Source organism: Ignavibacteria bacterium (assembly GCA_016873775.1).
GTDB lineage: Bacteria > Bacteroidota > Ignavibacteria > UBA10030 > F1-140-MAGs086 > JAGXRH01.
This window is the reverse complement of sequence record VGWC01000040.1, coordinates 1-20073: the sequence shown is the minus strand read 5'-3', so window position 1 is coordinate 20073 and position 20073 is coordinate 1. Positions and strand designations below refer to the sequence as shown.

Here is a 20073-nt window from a genome sequence, read left to right as displayed (position 1 = left end):
CTTCGAAATTTACCGCAGCATTTGAAACGGATACAGATTAATGAATCGAGTGAATATTATCAGCCGAGGGTGTTACACGAAGTTCAACGACAAGGGCGCGATGTTATGCTTGAGATATTGACAGCATTTCAGAATGCGTCCGTAAATGGAAATTCGTGGATGATCCATTTTTTGACAAAAAGTAATGGCATCGTTCGACATATACCGAAATTAATAGAAATGCGCGATATGGTTCAGGTGGAGATGAGTTTCGCTACACCGCACGAACCCATTCGACTAAAGTTAGAATTATGGACACTTCCAATATCCGAAAGATTGAAAATTGTTGAGGAAATAGCCAAAGCCGGGATCTTCGTCCGCATTATGGCGATGCCGTTTTATGGAGAAGAAAAAGATTTAGAACTTTTGAAGACAATGACATTTAATGCGGGAGCGAAAGCTATAAAAAACAAAGGAATAAATTATTATGACTGGAATGATGTAATCAATGCGAGTTATGATGATTTGATCCACGATAGGATTAAAAGAGTTAGTGGAAGACCCGACACGAAGAATATGAATTACATTATTAAAAGCGGAGAATTGTTTGGTATAGTTCTTGTGCGAGTGAATTGAAAGGCATGTATTTTCTAATGAATTATTTGAGTGAACGATGAAAAATATTGATTGGAAGAATATCATCTTATGAGTAGAAAAAAAAGAATTAACTCATATGTTTCAGCACAAGTAAGCGATGGGAACTGGCGGAAAGAAACCATTCCTGCTTCTGAACTTGGAACAATAAAAGATATGGAAATTTACCGAGCGTCCCGTAAAGATAAATTTATCAAGCATAACTGGCATGGAGATAGAAATACATTTTGTCCTCCCGTATGGTATGACCTTGCCATTGGCTCTGGAGCTTGTGGATACCAATGCAGGTTCTGTTTTTTGATGTTAACGTTTCGGGCAATGCGAGACCCTCGTAAACCTTTAGTTTATGACAATATATATGAATTTGAAAACGAAGTTCGGAAATGGTTGCTTGCAGATGAATGGGAAACAGATTGGAAGGATACGCAAGGAAACAAAAGGGGACGAATTCGACGGACTTCAAAAGATACACTCGGCTTAGGAATTGATTGTGCGGACTCCTTATTGTTTGAAGGAGTTACTGGTCATGCACGTCGGTATATTCCGCTCTTTGCAGATCCTACGACAAATCCAAGGGGGAATAAATTGATTCTTCTTACTAAATCTGCAAATACACATTACCTTCAAGGGTTACCAACACAGAATGTTGTCGTTACCTTTTCATTGAATCCGGAACGCATTGCAGATTTATGGGAAGGTAAATATGCTGACACGGGTGAGAGAATCACTCCACCAATTGAAGAGCGTTTGCAAGCATGTTTACAAGCACAAAATTTTGGGTATGAAACCCGATTTCGCATTGACCCGATACTGACTCCGGAAAATTGGAGGGAGGATTATATTCAGTTCTTCAATAATGCAGCGAAGATGGGATTGACACCGACAAGAATTACGTTGGGAACATACCGAGAGGTGAATAGTAGTCTTGATCAATGGAGAAAGAAGTGGCATTTAGTCGCGCCCGAATGGCAACCTGATACAAATGATTTAATAAAAGAAGGAACACATTTTCATGTTTCTACTCAGTATCGTGAAACAGTATATCGCGATGTGATACAAATGATTGATAATGCACCGTGGAAAGTAAAGCCAGGAATTGAGTTATGTAAAGAGCCTTTTACAATGCGAAAGAATGTAGGATTGAAAGAATGTTATTGTAATTGTTTGTAAGAAAAAGAATCCCCCTGCAGTAATGTGTAGGGGGATTTTTTTTACTCCAATTTTGCTACTGCTGTTTGTAAATGTTGTTGGCTAAGATGTGCGTAGATTTGTGTTGTTTCAATATCAGAATGCCCGAGTAATTCTTTTACTGTATATAAATCTACGCCTTTCATAACAAGTCTGCTTGCGAAAGTGTGGCGAAGTTTGTGAACATCTCCTTTCAGTCCTAATGCGTGTAATGCTTTTTTGAGGGCGTGATAAGGCTCGTCAGGATGCATTTTTTTATTGCTTTTATTTGTGAAAACATATTCCTTGTGTTTTCCTTTTTGTTGTTCCAGTATTTCAATGGCAATTTTGTTTAATGGAATGTTGCGTGATGTTTCCGTCTTTGTTTCCCAGTCATCAGTCGAACTTATAGTGATTGTTGAGTTCTCTTTTTGTAGTAATACATTATCCCATTTTAGATTTATCATTTCTCCTTTTCTTAGTCCTGTGTTAAGCATAAACCTCATTGGTGCTAACCAATACGGATCTATTTTGTTAAATATATTTTCTATTTCATCATCGCTGAAATAATCTGCTTTTCCATTCTTTGATACCTTCAGTATTGGAATTTTTTTCAATGGGATTTCATTTAACAAGTCATTTTCGACACCGAACTTAAAAAGAGATTTTAAAAATTTAGTGCATTCATTAATTGTTTTTTTCTCCCACTTCTTTTGGTCTTTGTCCCTTCCTTCGAGAACGATATCAATAAACTCTTTAACGTATTTCGATTCAATCTTTGTTACGTCAGCGTAAACCGACGGAAAATATGCTGAAAAGAAACTCGAGAGTTTTTCAAAATAACTTCGATATCGATTTAATGACGAATCGCGAATAATATTTTTCTTCGCTTTGAAAAACTCCTCGGATAGTTCATTTAGACTGATACTTTTTTGTTTGGTAGTAGAAAGGTTGAAGTTACCAAGAAGGAATTCTTTTTGAAGTTGAGTCTTTATTAACTCAGCTTCTTTTTTATCAGGGCCAATAGACTGACGTATGCGTTTCCCGTTTAGACGGTAATCAAGTTGATAAACATATCCTTTTTGGCGTTTGATTTTCTTAAGGTTGATTTTGGGAGAGGTCATAAAACTCACTAAATATAATTAGAAATCGTTTGTATTTGGTCACGTTTTGGACACTATCCAAATATATGACCAACAAACACATTGATTTTATTATACAATATGAGTTATAGCGGAGAGCGAGGGACTCGAACCCCCACGTCATTGCTGACGGCAGTTTTCAAGACTGCTGCCATACCATTAGGCGAGCTCTCCGATTCGTGATTCGCAAAAAAGTGCGGGCAAAAGATACGAACTCACGCTTGAACAAAAAATTCTCTTCTTTGCACGCTTCTATACATCTCCTCAAACGAACGTTGTTTCAAAAACGCATTGACATTCTCTTCGGATAATTTTTGTTCTATTTGTTCAATCATTTTTCTTATGAAAAATTTTTATTGGTGGAAAAAAGATATGGAAAGTTGTTATCAAAGGGGAAAGATTTATGTGAACAAATTTCCGTTCAGTTCATTGCAAGCGAAAACTATTCTCCAAGAATTTTATAAATTTACCCCCGATTTTTTTCATAAGAATATCTCAAACGGAATCCAACGTTCTTCCACATCGAAGAACAGGTTATCCTTTAACAGCAAACAACCCAAACCATCGTGAAACCACTCAAAAACCTTGACGACGTAACTATCCGATTTGCCGGCGATAGCGGAGACGGAATACAATTGACCGGAATGGAATTTACCAAAACCACCGCGTTGATGGGAAATGATTTAAGCACGTTTCCCGATTATCCCGCAGAAATTCGCGCTCCTGCCGGAACTTTATTCGGCGTGTCCGGATTTCAAATTCATTTCGGATCAACGGAAATTTATACGCCCGGCGACCAATGCGATGTGCTTGTTGCAATGAATCCTGCGGCGTTGAAAGTGAACTTGAATAGTTTGGTTGATGGCGGAGTTATTATTGCAAACCGCGATGGTTTCGATGCAAAAAATTTGAAACTCGCAAACTATGCTGTCAGTCCGCTCGATGATGGTTCACTGAGTAAATATCAATTGCACATTGTTGATATTACCAAACTCACGGGACTTGTTCTTACTGATATGAATATGTCCTCGAAACACATTGACCGCTGCAAAAACTTTTTCGCGCTCGGAATGATGTATTGGATGTTCAATCGTCCGATGGATGCAACAATTGAATGGATAAAATCTAAGTTTGCAAAAACTCCTGATTTTATGGAAGCAAATACGCGCGTTCTTCAGGCAGGATGGAATTACGGCGAAACGACAGAAATTTTTGCGGTTCGCTATGAAGTAAAACCTGCGAAACTTGATGCGGGAACATATCGCAGCATTACGGGAAACGAAGCAATCGCGTGGGGACTGATTGCCGCATCGGTGAAATCGAATCTCGAATTATTTCTCGGAAGTTATCCGATTACTCCTGCAAGCGATATACTTCACGAACTCTCGCGGCACAAAAACTTTCGCGTGAAAACATTTCAAGCGGAAGATGAAATTGCCGCGATCGCAAGTTCTATCGGTGCAGCATACGCAGGAGCATTGGCAACAACAACAACAAGCGGTCCCGGTGTTGCATTGAAACAAGAAGCAATCGGACTTGCAGTAATGACGGAACTTCCACTCGTGATTGTGAATATTCAACGCGGGGGACCAAGCACAGGACTTCCGACAAAAACGGAGCAAGCAGATTTGTTGCAAGCGATGTATGGAAGAAATGGCGAATCTCCGGTTTGTGTTATCGCGTCTCAAACGCCATCCGATTGTTTTGGAACTGTGTTTGAAGCAAGCAGAATCGCATTGAAATTTATGTGTCCTGTAATGTTTCTTTCCGATGGATATTTAGCGAATGGTGCAGAGCCGTGGAAATTTCCGAATGCAGACGATTTGCCGGAAATTCCTGTTTCATTTCGAACAGAAGCGGAAGGGTTTTTCCCGTACTCGCGTGATGAAAAAACTTTATCACGTCCTTGGGCAATTCCCGGAACTCCCGGTTTGGAACACCGCGTTGGTGGCTTGGAAAAACAAAACATCACGGGCAATGTCAATTACGAATCGGCAAATCACGAATTGATGGTTAAGTTGCGTCAAGAAAAAATCGACCGCATTGCGAATGATATTCCGCTTGCAGAAGTTGAAGGCGATACGGAAGGCGATGTTCTCGTTGTCAGTTGGGGTGGCACGTACGGCTCTATTAAAACGGCAGTAACGAATAAACGCAAAGAAGGAAAATCGGTTTCGCATTTGCATATTAAATATCTCAACCCTATGCAAAAAAACATTGGCGAAATTTTGTATCGCTTTAAACACATTCTCGTTCCCGAATTAAATTTGGGACAACTTTCGAAAGTGTTGCGATTCAAATATATGGTACCAACAATTTCGTATAATAAAATTCAAGGACTACCGTTCAAATCCGTTGAACTTGAAAAGAAAATTGATGAAGTATTGGGAATGAAATAACAAATAAAATTGAATTAAACATTATGTCTTTATTACAAGAACTTATACATCAAACACAACAAACTTTTGTTCAACCAAAATATTCCGCAAAGGATTTTCAATCGGACCAAGACGTGCGATGGTGTCCCGGATGCGGCGATTATTCCATTCTTGCGCAAGTGCAACGCATTATGCCGGACTTTGGCGTTGCGAAACACAACATCGTTTGGGTTTCGGGAATCGGTTGCTCGTCACGTTTTCCGTATTATATGGATACATACGGCTTTCACGGAATTCACGGACGCGCACCGGCAATTGCAAGCGGCGTAAAACTCGCTCGTCCCGATTTATCCGTGTGGCTTGTTACCGGCGATGGCGATGGCTTAAGTATCGGCGGAAATCATTTCATACATTTGTTACGCAGAAATATTGACATCAAAGTGTTGTTGTTCAATAATCAAATTTATGGTTTGACGAAAGGACAATATTCTCCGACATCGGAATACGGAAAAGTTACAAAATCCACGCCGCACGGTTCAGTTGACCATCCATTTAATCCGACGTTGCTTGCACTTGGAGCAGAAGGAAGTTTTGTTGCGCGAACGCTTGATAGAGATCCGAAACATATGCAAGCAATTTTAAAACGCGCGGGAGAATTTAAAGGTTGTGCGTTTGTCGAAATTTATCAGAACTGTAACGTGTTTAACGATGGCGCGTTCTTTACATTCACGGAAAAAGAAACGAAAGACGATAACGTTCTCTTTCTTGAACACGGCAAGCCAATGGTGTTCGGAAAAGAAAAAAATAGAGGAATAAAACTCGATGGATTTACACCGCGTGTTGTTCCTCTCGGCGATAGCGTTTCACAAAATGATTTGCTCGTGCATAACGAAAAAGACTCTACGCTCGCATTTATTCTTGCTAACTTTTCTGCAATGGAAGGAATGCCGCGTCCAGTTGGAATTTTCAAAGCCGTAGAACGCACAACGTATGAAAACGATATGGAGTTGCAAATTCAAAAAGCCGAAGCGAAAAAGAAAGGTGACTTGAATGCGTTACTTCGCAGCGGACAAACGTGGAAGATTGGATAATAGTTTGATTTTGAATTGATTAACAAGCGAGAGAGAAATTTTCCTCTCTCGTTTTTTTATTCTCACAATGCTTGATATACAACGCTTTCAAACAATAATTTCGGAACACAATTCTTTTGTTCTCACCACACACGTTAATCCCGACGGAGACGGATTGGGAAGCGAATTGGCAATGAAACATTTTTTGCAGAAGTTGGGAAAAGATGTTTCGATAATCAATCACAGTGAAACACCGAAACAATACGATTTTCTCGACAAAACAAACTCAGAGTTGCTGTGCTTCGATGAAAAACGCGATTCAGAAAAAATTCTTGCTTCAGATTGCATAATAATTCTTGATACAAATCAAGGAAACCGTTTGCGTTCGATGGAAAATGTTGTCAAGAAAAGTTCTGCAAAAAAAGTTATCGTTGACCATCATCTCGAACCGGAAATGTTTGCCGATGAATATTTTATTGACGATAATTATTCTTCTACGGGAGAAATTATTTTCAACTTGCTCGATGCAATGCGAAAAGCAAATCCGAAACTTGATTTCGATAAACAAATTGCAACGGAACTTTACATTGCGATTATGACTGACACTGGTTCGTTTCGTTTTCCGAGGACAAATAAAGAAACACATTTGATTATTGCAGAACTTCTATCGTACGGTGTTGACCCGACGAAAGCGTTTGCAAACGTGTACGAACGTTGGTCGAAAGGAAGAATGGTGTTGCTCGGCAAAGTGTTGAACGAAATGAAATTTGCTTTCGATAACAAACTTGCGTACATCGTTTGCACAAAAAAAATGTTTGAAGAAACGCAGACAGATGTTGAAGAAACGGATAACTTCACCACATATCCAATGAGCATTGATGGAGTTCTCGGCGCGGTTCTCATCAACGAATTAGACAATGGAGTGAAAATAAGTTTTCGTTCTAAAGGCGATATTCCGTTTAACGAATTTGCGAAAGAATTTGGCGGTGGCGGACATAAAAATGCGGCGGGAGCGAGAATTCACAATGTACAACTTGATGATATTGTGAAAGAAGTAGTTGATACAGCGAAAAAGTATTTGAGTAAATGAGTAGTTGAGTATGTTAGAAAATTTTTCAATGTTCAATGTAAAATATAAAATGTAAAATTATATGAAACTTACACCAACCAAATCCACACTAAAACAAATCAAATCTAATGCAGTTGTTTTCTTCATTTCTGAAGAACAAAAATCAATAGCGAAACAAATAGAAATATTTCCGAAGCAAGTAAAAAATCTTGCAGAGAAAATTTCTTCACTCGAAAATTTTAAAGGAAAAGACGGAGATGTATGCAAAGTGTTCACGAACAATGCAATTGCTACTCCTCAATTACTTCTCATAGGTGTTGGAAAGAAAGAAAAATTTTCCGTCGAAATGTTACGTCGGGCAACAGCAACGGGATTAAACAAAGCGAAGATATTGAAAGCTAAAAAAGTTTCGGTCGATTTTTCTTCTGCAGCAAAATTGTTACAGCTTCCCGCAGAAGAAATTACACAAGCAATTGTTGAGGGTGCAATGCTTTCGCAATATAAGTTCGATAAATATTTTTCAGAGAAGAAAGAGAAAGAAAAAATTACCGAAGTAATATTATTCGATGCATCGGATGAAGTAGTAAAGAAAATAAAATCGGGAATTTCCGTTGCAAAAATAATTTGTGAAGGAACAATTCTCGCTCGCGATTTGGAAAATGCTCCATCGAATGAAATTTATCCTGAAACGCTTGCTGATGTTGCAAAAAAATCTTCGGAGCAGTTCGGTTTTGATTGCGAAATATGGGACAAAGCAAAAATCGAAGAAGAAAAATTCGGCGGTTTACTTGCTGTGAGTTCAGGCAGTGTGAAAGATCCGCGTTTCATAATTTTAAAATACAACGGAACGCTAAACGCAGAAACGCAGCCAATAATTTTTGTCGGCAAAGGCGTTACGTTTGATAGCGGTGGAATTTCAATAAAGCCATCCGCAAATATGGCGGAAATGAAAATGGATATGAGCGGCGCAGCAGCAGCGATTGGAACATTGCAAACTATCGCACGACTTAAACTTCCGGTGAACGTCATTGGATTAATTCCTGCAACAGAGAATATGCCGAGTGGAAGCGCTGTAAAGCCCGGCGATGTTGTTACACATCGCGGAGGAAAAACTTCTGAAGTGGACAACACTGATGCGGAAGGACGATTGATTCTTGCCGATGCGCTTGCTTATGCTTCACAATTTAAGCCGAGAGCGGTGATTGATTTAGCAACGTTGACCGGCGCGTGTGTTGTTGCGCTTGGACATGTTGCAACGGGAATGATGGGCAACGACGACGACGTAATGAACAAACTAAAAGTCGCTGGAGAAAAAACTTATGAGCGCGTTTGGCAACTCCCAATGTATGATGAATATGAGAAACTCATTAAGAGTGACGTTGCCGATGTAAAAAATGTCGGCGGACGTTGGGCGGGAACAATTACAGCGGCATTCTTCCTGAAAAAATTTATCGGCGATTACAAATGGGTTCATCTCGATATTGCTGGAACGGCAATTCTCGAAGACAATCAACCGTACGCGCCGAAAGGTGGGAGCGGAGTTGGTGTGCGGCTGTTGACGGAATTTGCGAAGAGTTGGAAGTGAATTGAATTTTTTAAACAGTGATGAAATTAGAAAAAGAAACTGAAAATTTGCTGAAAGAAATTTTGTAATGAATGTTTAACTCTTGTGACAAAAAAACCGCGCTCCCAAATTTCACATCGCCTTAAAAATATCTTCCCATCGGTATATGATTTGCAGAGCATAAATATCGAGCAGCGATTCTTGCAATGAGGAAAATTCAATGCGTTGCCATACTCCTTTGAAGAACATATCGGCATAGCGATACCGAATTCCCATTTCCCACCGATTGATACTGTTGCCCCAATTCACTGATGTTCCGAAAGAATCAACGTCGGAAAAGAGAAATTGTTCCACGCGCGCAGAAAGCAAAATGGTGCGCGAATATTGATAGCGGAGTTCCGCATACCAACTTTTCGCCGTAAGCTCTTTTTGGGGAAGCAACGGCACATCATATGTTATTTGCATTACTTCACCGAGAAATTCGTATCGCCAGTATTCGTATCGGACATCTGCACCGTATATTTTTTGTTTCACATCTTCAATCTTTTTATCAGAAGGAAGATGTTTTGCTTTGTCAAGATACGAACCAAGCGCGCTGGAAATTCCTATTTCTAAATTATCGGATAGCGTAGATGAAATTCTTCCAGAATATTGATTTCCATATTTGCGTTTCACGTTCGGGTTTGCAAGTGAACTATTGGAAAGAGAAAATGCGTACCGAAAATTCTCCATTGAGCCCAACACAGAAATTCCCTGTATCCAAACCGCTTCATTCAACGCAATAATCTCTGAATCATACTGCTGCTTGCGAAACAACACTTGAGAAATATTGGTATCAACGTCGTTCCCAAACAACGGAGTTTTGAAACTGTACATCAACGGAAATCCAATCAATGTATTTTCGCGCGCAAATCGTCGGGATACAAAATTTCCAAACGTTGTAGGAATTTTTCCCACGCGGAAATTGAATACAGAATCCGGTTTGCCTTCGAGATATACTCCATCAAACCGAATGCGATTTTTCATTTTTGTGTCGAACAGTGCATTTGCGCGAACGGAAAATATTTCACTAATGCCCCACAATCCCAACATTTCTGAACGGAACAAATTGAATGGCGAATTGTTGTGCGACGTTGTGTTCACATTTTTCAGCGGGCTTTCCTGCGGTTCAATCGTTGTTGGCGTTACAATTAAATCCGCATTCAACAAAAGTTGCGCCGCCGTATTTGTTTTGTAAATGCAAACCACGATAATGAACGCAAACCATTTCACGAAATTTTTCATCACGACGATTGTTTGTTCAATGAAAGTAAAAATTGTTCGAGTGCGGTGTTATATGCATTTGCGTTTTCCATATTGCTGAGATGTCCTGCATTCGAGAGTATGTTCAATGTTGCGTGAGGAATGATTTCTTTCATTGCTTGCATTGTTGAGGGGGGAGTAAGAACATCATTTTCGCCAACGAGAAGGAGCGTAGGTATAGTAATCGAAGAAAGCACGTGTGTTGTATCGGTTCGCGAAGCAAGCGCAAGTAATGTTCCCGCAATGGAAATCGGTGAAGTCTGCAGAATTATCCCGCGTATAGTTTCCACGGCATTTGTATTTTCGAATTCGTCGGATAAATCGAAAAAGGTTCGTTTGGCAAAAACCGCGTTCAAAAAACCATCTGCAAAATACCGTACTCCGTGCGTTTTCACTTCTTTTGCCTGTATTGCGCGTTTAAGTTTCACGTCGTTGGAATCCGCTTCGCTTTTCGTATCGCAAAGCACGAGCGCGCGAAATCGTTCGGGTGTTTTTTCATACGCGCGCAATAGAATATATCCTCCCATAGAAAGACCAACGGCAATTACTTTTTCACAGCGAAGAACATCCAGCAGCGAAAAAAAATCTTCGACGAAATCTTCAAGAAAAAATTGTCCGTCGCCAACTTCGCTTTCGCCGTGTCCGCGAATATCGTATGAAATCACGCGAAACTGTTGGGAAAAATATTTCGCTTGCGATTCCCACATTGCAGAAGAAAAGGGAAATCCGTGTACGAAAATGAGCGGGTCGCCGTTTCCGTATTCGTTGTAAGCGATGGTGATGTTGTTGATGTTCGCTTGCATTCTATCCATTATTTGTTCGATGTGTTTGTGAATTCAAATTTCATTAGTACTTTAACCACCGATTCGTTTCGGAAGCATCATTTTCAATTCAATAAACAAACAAACGAGCAAACAAACAAACCTATGAATTCCCTTTCGCAGCAACAACTCAAACACACGCGTCAACTTTTGCAAAAAAAATTCCGCGTTGAACGGCAACAATTTCTTGTCGAAGGATTTCATTGCGTCGAAGAAGCGTTACAAAGCGATTGGAACGTGGATATGCTCATCGGAACAGAGAATAGTTATGCCAACAATTCAGCAAAACACATTCACCTTCTTTCCAAACAAAAAAAAATCCCGCTTGTGGAAATTTCCACACAGGAAATAGAAAAACTTTCCGACACACAAACCACGCAAGGCATATTCGCTGTTGTTGACAAAAAAAAGAATTGGCAATTAGCGGAATACGTACACGCACCACATACGCTCATCGTTGCCTTTGATGCGGTTTCGGATCCGGGAAATCTCGGAGCAATGCTTCGCACGTGCGATTGGTTTGGCGTTGATGTTGTTCTTCTCGGAAAAAATTGTGTTGAACTTTTCAACCCGAAAGTTCTTCGCGCATCTATGGGAGCGGTATTTCACCTGCCGATTGTTGAAGAAAGAAACTTGGCTGTAGAATTGCAGGAATTCCAACTTCAACATTTCAGTATTTTTTCAACAGTGGCAAACGGAAATAGAAGTTTCTACGAAATCCCTCCAACACTACGCAATGCAAAATCCGTATTGGTGTTTGGAAATGAAGCCCACGGCATTTCTTCCGAACTCGAACAACGTTCCGATGGTGTTTTTTCTATCCCGAAATTCGGCAAAGCAGAATCATTGAATGTCGCTTCTGCATTAAGCGCAGTGTTGGCAATCTGGAAAATGAAATAATAGCATAGATTTTATTTTTGCGTCTTTTTTTACAATGCTTCGTCTAATAGTAAAACCATCAATTATTATTTTTTTCACACAATCAACGTGTTAATTTTATGGAAAACGTAAAAGAAGTTATCAAAGACAAATACGGAAAAATTGCAACCGCATCATCGCAAACATCGTGCTGCTCAACAACAACAAGTTGTTGCGATTCTCCACAATTCAATGTGGTAATGGCGGAACATTACGATACAGAAAAACTGGATACGCTGGAAATTGCAAATCTCAATCTTGGTTGCGGGATACCAACGGAATACGCCGATATTCGCGAAGGAATGACCGTTCTCGATTTGGGTTCCGGCGCAGGCATTGATGTTTTTATCGCATCGAAATATGTTGGCGAAACCGGATTCGTCATCGGAATTGATATGACGGAAGAAATGCTTGCGCGCGCGCGAGATAACGCACGCAAACTGAATATTCGCAACGTAGAATTTCGTTTCGGAGAAATTGAACACATGCCCGTGGACGCAAATTCCGTGGACAGAATAATCAGTAACTGCGTCTTAAATCTTGTTCCCGAAAAAGAACAAGCATTTTCGGAAATGTATCGCGTGCTGAAAAAGGGCGGCGCATTCATTGTTTCCGATATTGTTACCGAAGGATATTTTCCCGAATCTTTACAACGCGACGCAGAACTGTGGGCAGGATGTGTTGCGGGGGCGATGAATAAAAACGATTACATTTCGCTGTTCAAACAAGTGGGATTTCGGCACGTGGAAATCCTCAAAGAAAAAAAATATTCGGAAGTGTCCACCAATGAATATGCGTTGCTGAGCATTACGGCAAAAGGAGTGAAGTGAACCGCAAACGGTTCTCACTTCATTCCTTCATTGATACTATAGAAACTGCAGCAAACGTAAAAAAAAAGAGGTCGTGTTTCACAAGAGTTGGCAAAAGAAAAATGACGATGTTTTCAAAGCACGTTCTCCACGACCATTAATGGTCGTGCTACAGCGAAAAAACCCCGATAAATCGGGATATAACCAAAAGAATCATTGATGATTCTTTTTTCGTCCAGCAAGACCGTTTACGTTCTTGTAAAGATTTCAACCAACACTTGTGAAACACTACCACATATTTCAACTTTCTGTATCACAATTCAATATCGGAGAAAAAACTATGACCGTGCTATTTGTCCTCGCCTCCATCATTATCTTTTTAACCATAGATTGGTTTCTTCATCGAAAAAAATACACCCATCTGCGCCATCGTTTTCTGTGTGCAATGAATGTTGGCAACCGTTTGAATTTCTTTCACTAAACAATTTGGAAAGAAACGAATGAATATTTTCTAAATCTTCCTTTCTCGCTTTACTTTTTCCCGTATTTCCTTACTATCTTTCTCACCGAATTTTACATACGTTTTCTTTTTTTTATTTCTCTCTGTTACAATGGCTACAAAATTAACTATAAAATCCAACGGAAGTATCAAAGTCGAAGGCGAGTTTGAACTCTTCGACGACAAAGGAAATACATTCGATATTGCAGGGCGAACACGCATTTCTCTTTGCCGCTGTGGATTAAGCAAAACAAAACCATTCTGCGACAGTTCTCATCGCGATGGAAATTTTCAAGCGGAAAGCATTGCGTTTGCTCTTCCTCCGCCAGCGCCAAAACCGTAACAAAATTACAAGTTACAAATTACGAATTACTAATTGCTATTATAATGCAACACGAAAATTTTTACATAACAATGCAGGACGGGACGGTGAAACAAGTCAATCCGTTCACCGGCGCAGAAGTGTGGTCTGTCCCCGGACGTGGAAGCAAACCGATTACCAACGGCGTTCCAACAACTTCAAAAAAAATGGACGTTCACACGCCCGAAGATTATTGCAGTTTTTGTTCAGCGCGATATTTTGAAACTCCGCCAGAAAAAGCGCGGATGATTGTGCAAGACGGAAATTATCTTTCCATCAAACACCTTTCGGCGCAGGAATATTTTTCAACTGAAGCATTGTTCCGCCGCACACCAAATTTATTTGAAATCGTTACGCTCGATTATTGGAAAAAGAATTTTGATTATCGGATGAATGATGAACTGCTGCAATGGCGCGATGCATACATCAAAAACGGATTGGGAAAAAATCATTTGCTGAACATTCTCAATTACAAATTGAAACAAACGGGAAAGACCGATGACGAAATTGTTGCAATTCCAAGCGATGAAAAATTACAACTCGCTGATGCGTTCTTCGGCGGCGGACACGATTTGATTATTGCGGGAAGGCATTTCGTTCACAATGCGGAATTTGACCATCAACTTTTTTCGTCGGGAGAAATGACGCCGGAAGAACATTATCATTACTTCACGTTCACGATTGATGCGATGCGCGATATTATTGCAAACAATCGCTACGTGCGGTATATCAGCGTGTTTCAAAACTGGCTTCGTCCCGCGGGCGCATCGTTCGACCATTTGCACAAACAACTTGTCGCACTCGATGAATGGGGCTCTTCGCTGCAGCATCAAACAAAAATGGTGCGCGAAGACCCGAACGTTTTTAACGAGTTCGGAGTGAACTTTGCTGCGCATCATAATTTAGTCTTTGCAGAAAACGAATTCGCTCTTGCGTTCGTGGGCATTGGTCACCGTTTTCCGACAATTGAAGTGTACTCGCGTTCCGTTGCGGGAAATCCATTCGACCAAACTTCCGAAGAGGTCCGCGGCGTTAGTGATTTGGTTCATTCTATTCACGCCGCGCTGGGAAGTCAAATTTCCTGTAATGAAGAATGGTATTACACGCCGTTCGATTCGATTTACAAAATGCCGTGGCACGTGTTGATAAAATTGCGCGTCAATATTCCCGCAGGTTTTGAAGGAGGAACAGGAATTTATTTGAATCCGATGACGCCGCCCGAACTTCGCGACAAAATTGTTCCGCGAATGTATAAACTCCGCGACGAAGGAAAAGTTACCGGCTATCGTGTTGCCGAAGAATGCAGCGTTGTCCCGAACCCGTTAAAATATTACTTGAGGTAAATGGTGTTAGAAGTAAGATGTTAGGTTTTCGATATTAGTTTTCAAAGCAACTAAACCTCACATCTAAAACCTAAATCCTAAATCCTAAAACCTCTGTGCTCCTTAAAGCATACGCAAAAATCAATCTCGGACTTCGTGTGTTGCGAAAACGCCGCGATGGTTTTCACGACATCGAAACGGTTTTTCATCGCATCAAACTCTACGATGAAATTGAGCTCACCGCGCAAGACAAAGGAATTTCGTTTTCCGGAGGAGGAATCGAACTTATTCCCGAAGGTTCTGCAAATCTTTGTGTGCAAGCCGCGTTGTTATTCCAACAAGAAACAAACACTCATCACGGCGTTGATATTAAACTCAAAAAAATAATTCCCGTCGGCGCTGGACTTGGCGGCGGAAGTTCCGATGCGGCAACAGTTCTTCTCGCGCTTTCCGAATTGTGGAAAATTCATGTTCCATTTTTGAAACTTCGTGAAATGGCTTTGCAACTCGGCTCCGATGTTCCCTATTTTTTACTCGATGGAACTGCGTATGCTACCGGTCGCGGCGAAGTGCTGGAATATTTTCCGTTAGCTGTTCCGTATTGGATTGTCGTGTTGTTTCCCAACGAACAAATTTTTACGAAGTGGGCGTATCAACACGTTACGCCGAAAGAAGGTTATGCAAAATCCATCAAAGAAATTTTGCTCGAAGGAATAAACGATATGGAATATCTGCGCGACAACTTGGATAATGATTTTGAAGAACCGGTGTTTGAACAATTTCCGTTTATCAAAGAATTGCGTAAAGGATTTTATTTATCAGGCGCAGAATATGTTTCACTTTCCGGAAGCGGTTCGTGTTTGTTTGGATTTTACAAAGAAGAAAAAGTTGCAAAATTTTTCCAACGCGAAATGGTGAACAAAGAGCAATTTCTTACCTACGTTACTCCGCCAAATTTTGGTACGATGTAAACTAGTTATCTCACGCAAAGACGCGAAGATGCAAAGAAGTTTTTTCGCATTACTACGATAATGCGCAAATCTCATATCCCTTATCTCAAATCTAAAAAGTGATTTCACTCCAAAATATTTCTATTCAATTCGGCGGCGAATATTTATTTGAAGACGTTTCATTTTATATCAACGCAAACGCTCGCATTGGTCTCGTCGGTGCAAACGGCGCGGGAAAAACGACGCTGTTCAAAATTCTCGTCGGCAAACAAGAAGCGGATTCCGGCGTCGTGCAAAAAGCGAAATACGTTTCCATCGGTTATTTGCAGCAGGAAACCGAACATCTCGAGGGAAGAAGTTTGCTCGAAGAAGCGGAATCGGCATTCGATGATGTAAAAAAAATCGAAAACGATTTGGAAGAAATTCATTCGCAACTGTTACACACTTCGCACGAAAGCGAAGAGTTCAACGATTTGATTGAGTTGCAGGGAGAGTTTCAACACAAACTCGAATCGCTCGACGCATTTCGCATTCGCTCGAAAACGGAAAAAGTATTGATGGGACTTGGTTTTTCCGTTGATGATTTCGGGAGAGATTGCAACGAGTTCAGCGGCGGTTGGCAAATGCGAATTTCTCTTGCAAAACTTCTGCTGAAAAATCCTTCGCTTCTTCTTCTTGACGAACCGACGAATCATCTCGATATCGAATCACTTGAATGGTTGGAAAATTATTTGCGCTCGTACGAAGGCGCAATTATGCTGATTTCTCACGACAGAACGTTTCTCGACAATATGACGAAGCGAACGCTTGCCATTGTGAACGGAAACGTCGAAGAATACGCGGGCAATTATTCTTTCTATGAAAAAGAATCGGTGTTGAGAAAAGAATTATTGCTCTCCGCTTTTAAAAATCAACAGCAACAAATAAAGCAAACGGAGCAATTCATCGAGCGATTTCGGTACAAAGCAACCAAAGCGCGACAAGTGCAAAGCCGCATCAAGCAGTTGGAGAAAATTGACGTGATTGAACTTGAAGATGAAGAAAGCGCGATTCATTTTCATTTTCCTTCTCCGCTGCCATCGGGAAAAGTGGTGATGGAGTTGAAAAATGTTTCCAAACAATATGATGACAATCTCGTTCTCTCGAATTTAAATTTCACCGTTGAACGCGGCGACAGAATTGCGTTTGTCGGCGTGAATGGCGCGGGGAAATCTACGCTTTCAAAAATTATTGCCGGCGTTGAAAAAATTTCTTCGGGAGAAAAAATAATAGGTTACAACGTTACGATTTCGTATTTCGCGCAACATCAAGCGGATGAATTGGATGGAAATAAATCCGTGTACGAAAGCGCAGCAGAGATTTCCGTCGGTGAATCGAGAACGCGATTGCAAACGTTGCTCGGAAGTTTTCTTTTTCGCGGCGATGATGTGGAGAAAAAAGTTCATGTGCTGAGCGGCGGAGAAAAAAGTCGTTTGGCGTTGGCGCGAATGTTGCTTTCACCCGCGAATTTATTGGTGATGGACGAACCGACGAACCATCTCGATATGCGTTCAAAAAAAATATTGCAAGAAGCGTTGCAAAAATTTGACGGAACGTACATCATCGTTTCGCACGATAGGCATTTTCTCGATACGATTGTCAATAGAGTTGTCGAAGTGAAAAATCATTCTGTTAAAACATACGTTGGAAATGTTTCGGAATATCTTGCGAAGAAAAAAGAAGAAGTTGAAGCGGAGAAAAAAGTAGAAAGTAGTCAGAAGTCAGTAGTTGGTGGACAGAATAAAAAAAGGATTGAAGCGGAAGAACGACAACGCATTTCCAAATTCACAAAACCGCTCAAAGAAAAATTATTGAAACTCGAAAAAGAAATTGTAGAAAAAGAAAAACGTAAAAGCGAATGTGAAACGTTGATGAGCGATACCAATTTTTATTCTAATGGTGAACAAGTAAAATCCATTTCAGCAGAATACAAAAAACTCACCGAAGATTTGAGTTGGCTCTATGTTGATTGGGAAAAATTGACGGAAGAAATTGAGAGAGTTGTGAAAGCGAATTCTAACCAGTCCGAATAACGAAACATTACGAATTTGCGAATGTAAAATTCTGGATTCGTAAATTCAACAGTGCTCTCAAAAAAATTTAGTGAGGAAAGAAATGTATTATGTAATTATTAGTTGTTTCTACTTCTCATCTATCCTAATCAACCCTGTAACCGAAACTTCTTCTTTCGACCTTGCAATAATTGTTAAAACCTCTTTATAGGACAAGCCAATTTTTTTAAGTTCTTCTCGAAGGAGATCATTATCAAATTATAACTGAACCCGATCATTAACTTTCGAGATCTTGAAACCATCAATTTCGATACTCTGCTCTGGTTTCTTAATGAGTTCATTGTGAACGGCAAGGCGTTGGCTATCAAATTCTTTTTCTTTTGCAAGCAATTCTTCTCTCAATTTCAAGAGTTTGCGCGCTTCATCTATAATATCCATAACTATTTTTATTTTTGATTAACTGGAGTGAGTTTGATTTTATATTTTAAACCCAGCTCTGCATCACCATGATACAGACCCCAGTATAAATTATTTATATTTACTTTGGAAGGTAAAATGTACGTAATCGTAAGTTCTCCAGTCTTATCAAGGGGCTGAATAAGCCTAGAATCCGCTCCCTTCTCAGGACTAAAAACCCTTCCCTCATCGTCTTGTATACACTTGTTTTGCCAACCAAACTCTGCTGCTTCTTTCCCGGTGTTTTCTGCTTCCCAATCGACATATAAAATGATGTGGTCAGATACTGTGGAGTAAGTACAATTATTAACTATCACTTTCGTTTGAGTTTTCACTATTTTTTTTCCGTTGGGTCACTTGAGGAAGGATACGTATACGTAAATTCATTCCACTTTCCTTGCTCTCCTGTGCCTGAATCAGTAGATGAACAAGAATAGAAAATAGTAACAAACATTACTAGGAAAACGATGATTGTTGGTTTCATTGGTTTATTCATTTATGTTTAAAAGAACGGTTAAAATTTATAAAATATATCTCGCGTCATCAAAAAAAAATTTGACCGGGTTTATAACATTTTTTCGCTTCGACGTGTGTATGTAGCATCTTATTGTATCGTCAGCGAAATTTTTCTTCCTAAACCAAGTTCAAAAAGTTTGTAAAGCGTTGAAAGTTGAATATCGCTATGTCCGTTTTCAATTCTTGAGATAAAACTTTTTCTTGTTCCGGTTCGTTCTGCTAATTGCTCTTGCGTCATTTCTGCAAGCCGTCGCTCTTCTTTAATTACTTCGCCAATGGCAAACGCTTTCGCTTTAATTTCAAAGTCTGTGCGTTTTCGCGTTCCAATTTTTCCATAGCGTTTGTCAAGATGTTCGTCAAATGTGGTAATGGTTTTGCGTTTTTTATTTTTGGTATTCATAAATTTTTACTTTTAGGTTTTTCGGTAAAATACTCGTTCATTATTTTTAACGCTTTGTCTATTTCTTCTCGTGGGGTCTTCTGGCTTTTCTTTTGAAATCCATTGAACAGCACAACAACTTTTCCTTCATCGAAGCAACAGAATATTCTGTATATGTTTCCTTGAAACTCGATGCGTATTTCATACAATCCATCCGTTCCTTCAATGTGGCGAAAAAATTTCTGTGGAATCCGTTTTGCGACCGTTACAAGAAAGAGTGCGTAATCAATTTTCCCTTTTACTTTTTCCGTTTGTTCCTCAAAGAAATCGGAAAAATAGTCTTTGTAATAAATGATTTGTCTTACGTGTTCCAAATAATTTTCGGGTTAAAGTTAACTAATAATGGAACAATGTCCAAGTTGAGAATATTTTTCTTCGTATTAAACTTTTCGCCGAGAATATAAGAGATGAAAAGAAACACAGCATTTTTTGCTTCCACCGCGGTGCTTATTCCCGAAGGTCCGCTTCCTACAATAAGTATATCGTATGTAATTTATTGAATATATAGTAGTTGTTTCAGAATCCGTTTTTCCTACAATCATTACACGTACACAATTTTCTCAGATATTCAAACGTGTACAAACCGGAATCGTGTCCATCGCCCCA

General features: G+C 39.9%; 18 protein-coding genes and 1 tRNA gene. 11 read left to right on the top strand and 8 right to left on the bottom strand.

Annotated elements, in window-relative coordinates; translation table 11 throughout:
• The first annotated feature begins 684 nt into the window (after window positions 1-684).
• On the top strand, window positions 685-1803 hold the full coding sequence (locus FJ218_06980; protein ID MBM4166643.1) for a hypothetical protein: 1119 nt from the start codon (window positions 685-687) through the stop codon (window positions 1801-1803).
• A gap of 41 nt (window positions 1804-1844) precedes the next feature.
• Here FJ218_06980 and FJ218_06975 read toward each other — a convergent pair whose 3' ends face one another.
• Together FJ218_06975 and FJ218_06970 are read right to left on the bottom strand one after the other, a co-directional pair.
• Complete coding sequence (locus tag FJ218_06975) at window positions 1845-2924, bottom strand: site-specific integrase (protein MBM4166642.1); 1080 nt, start codon at window positions 2922-2924, stop codon at window positions 1845-1847.
• Window positions 2925-3031: 107 nt separating this feature from the next.
• Window positions 3032-3116: transfer RNA gene (locus FJ218_06970), tRNA-Ser, on the bottom strand.
• A gap of 389 nt (window positions 3117-3505) precedes the next feature.
• Here FJ218_06970 and FJ218_06965 point away from each other — a divergent pair.
• The 4 genes from FJ218_06965 (at window position 3506) to FJ218_06950 (ending at window position 9044) form a co-directional block, all read left to right on the top strand.
• On the top strand, window positions 3506-5341 hold the full coding sequence (locus tag FJ218_06965; GenBank protein MBM4166641.1) for a 2-oxoacid:acceptor oxidoreductase subunit alpha: 1836 nt from the start codon (window positions 3506-3508) through the stop codon (window positions 5339-5341).
• Between the two features lie 23 nt (window positions 5342-5364).
• Window positions 5365-6411 (top strand): 2-oxoacid:ferredoxin oxidoreductase subunit beta, encoded by a 1047-nt coding sequence (locus tag FJ218_06960; protein ID MBM4166640.1) that lies wholly within the window; start codon window positions 5365-5367, stop codon window positions 6409-6411.
• Window positions 6412-6478: 67 nt separating this feature from the next.
• A complete protein-coding gene (locus tag FJ218_06955; protein MBM4166639.1) occupies window positions 6479-7480 on the top strand; it encodes a bifunctional oligoribonuclease/PAP phosphatase NrnA in 1002 nt (333 codons plus the stop codon).
• 61 nt (window positions 7481-7541) lie between these two features.
• Window positions 7542-9044 carry a leucyl aminopeptidase gene (locus tag FJ218_06950; GenBank protein MBM4166638.1) on the top strand — a complete coding sequence of 501 codons (1503 nt, stop codon included), beginning with the start codon at window positions 7542-7544 and terminating at the stop codon, window positions 9042-9044.
• 111 nt (window positions 9045-9155) lie between these two features.
• Here the strand turns inward: FJ218_06950 and FJ218_06945 are convergent, their stop codons facing one another.
• Both FJ218_06945 and FJ218_06940 read right to left on the bottom strand, forming a co-directional pair.
• Window positions 9156-10310, bottom strand: a complete 1155-nt coding sequence (locus tag FJ218_06945; GenBank protein ID MBM4166637.1) for a hypothetical protein — start codon at window positions 10308-10310, stop codon at window positions 9156-9158.
• A complete protein-coding gene (locus tag FJ218_06940) occupies window positions 10307-11137 on the bottom strand; it encodes an alpha/beta fold hydrolase (GenBank protein MBM4166636.1) in 831 nt (276 codons plus the stop codon). Before FJ218_06940 ends, FJ218_06945 begins: the two co-directional genes overlap by 4 nt.
• Before the next feature lie 114 nt (window positions 11138-11251).
• Between FJ218_06940 and FJ218_06935 the strand changes: the two genes are divergently transcribed.
• The 6 genes from FJ218_06935 (at window position 11252) to FJ218_06910 (ending at window position 18077) form a co-directional block, all read left to right on the top strand.
• Window positions 11252-12046: an RNA methyltransferase gene (locus FJ218_06935; GenBank protein ID MBM4166635.1), complete on the top strand. Its 795-nt coding sequence runs from the start codon at window positions 11252-11254 to the stop codon at window positions 12044-12046.
• 98 nt (window positions 12047-12144) lie between these two features.
• Window positions 12145-12894, top strand: coding sequence for an arsenite methyltransferase (gene arsM, locus FJ218_06930; protein ID MBM4166634.1), 750 nt, complete (start codon window positions 12145-12147; stop codon window positions 12892-12894).
• 590 nt (window positions 12895-13484) lie between these two features.
• Window positions 13485-13715 (top strand): CDGSH iron-sulfur domain-containing protein, encoded by a 231-nt coding sequence (locus tag FJ218_06925; GenBank protein ID MBM4166633.1) that lies wholly within the window; start codon window positions 13485-13487, stop codon window positions 13713-13715.
• Window positions 13716-13759: 44 nt separating this feature from the next.
• The gene (locus tag FJ218_06920) at window positions 13760-15076 is read left to right on the top strand and encodes a DUF4921 family protein (GenBank protein ID MBM4166632.1); all 1317 of its coding nucleotides are present in this window, start codon (window positions 13760-13762) and stop codon (window positions 15074-15076) included.
• 74 nt (window positions 15077-15150) lie between these two features.
• On the top strand, window positions 15151-16026 hold the full coding sequence (gene ispE / locus FJ218_06915) for a 4-(cytidine 5'-diphospho)-2-C-methyl-D-erythritol kinase (GenBank protein MBM4166631.1): 876 nt from the start codon (window positions 15151-15153) through the stop codon (window positions 16024-16026).
• Window positions 16027-16124: 98 nt separating this feature from the next.
• Entirely contained in the window at window positions 16125-18077 is a 1953-nt protein-coding gene (locus FJ218_06910) for an ABC-F family ATP-binding cassette domain-containing protein (protein ID MBM4166630.1), read from the top strand.
• Window positions 18078-18314: 237 nt separating this feature from the next.
• Here FJ218_06910 and FJ218_06905 read toward each other — a convergent pair whose 3' ends face one another.
• The 4 genes from FJ218_06905 to FJ218_06890 form a co-directional block, all read right to left on the bottom strand.
• Entirely contained in the window at window positions 18315-18494 is a 180-nt protein-coding gene (locus FJ218_06905; protein ID MBM4166629.1) for a hypothetical protein, read from the bottom strand.
• Window positions 18495-18502: 8 nt separating this feature from the next.
• Complete coding sequence (locus FJ218_06900) at window positions 18503-18847, bottom strand: hypothetical protein (protein MBM4166628.1); 345 nt, start codon at window positions 18845-18847, stop codon at window positions 18503-18505.
• A 269-nt stretch (window positions 18848-19116) separates the two neighbouring features.
• Window positions 19117-19428: a helix-turn-helix transcriptional regulator gene (locus FJ218_06895; protein ID MBM4166627.1), complete on the bottom strand. Its 312-nt coding sequence runs from the start codon at window positions 19426-19428 to the stop codon at window positions 19117-19119.
• The gene (locus tag FJ218_06890; GenBank protein MBM4166626.1) at window positions 19425-19781 is read right to left on the bottom strand and encodes a type II toxin-antitoxin system RelE/ParE family toxin; all 357 of its coding nucleotides are present in this window, start codon (window positions 19779-19781) and stop codon (window positions 19425-19427) included. The genes FJ218_06895 and FJ218_06890 overlap by 4 nt, the downstream gene beginning before the upstream one ends.
• Window positions 19782-20073: the final 292 nt, after the last annotated feature.